This is a genomic window from Mariprofundus erugo, assembly GCF_005818865.1.
GTDB classification, from domain to species: domain Bacteria; phylum Pseudomonadota; class Zetaproteobacteria; order Mariprofundales; family Mariprofundaceae; genus Mariprofundus; species Mariprofundus erugo.
In genome coordinates this window covers 1-440 of sequence record NZ_VBRY01000036.1, presented here as the reverse complement: position 1 = coordinate 440, position 440 = coordinate 1, and the positions used below count along the sequence as shown (strand labels likewise).

1 pseudogene is annotated in these 440 nt (G+C 64.5%); it reads right to left on the bottom strand.

Annotation, left to right across the window (positions count from 1 at the left end):
• Window positions 1-440, bottom strand: a pseudogene (locus FEF65_RS13455) (hypothetical protein); the annotation flags it as partial.

Below are 440 nucleotides of genomic sequence, written 5' to 3'. Positions count from 1 at the left end.
ACTTTGCGTTGCGGTCCCGGCTCCAGACGATGCGATGGATGCGGGCCGGAGAGGGAAAGGAGATCTCGACCCAGCCGGTGGCGGCGTTGCTGATCCAGCTGCGGGAGTTCCCCACCTGGCCGTCGTTGATGTGCTCCAGCTTGTGGATTTCGAAACCCGTCAGGCTGCCGGAGGCTTTGGCGATGGCGCCGGTGGCGGCGAGGGCGACATTTTTGCCGGACTCATCGTAGATCTCCAACTCATCAAGGCACGGCTGGGAACCGCTGCTGGCATCGATGGTGAAGCGCACGGCCACGGCATCCACGGCGGGGAAGGTTTCGAGGTTTTCGCGTGCATTCACGGGGGGGCGTTGCTTGCCGGGAGCGGTGGACACGGCTTGCGCGGCTTTTTCCCGGAGCGCCTGGAGAGCGGCTTGTTTGGTGGCCTCCTCGGTTCTGAGG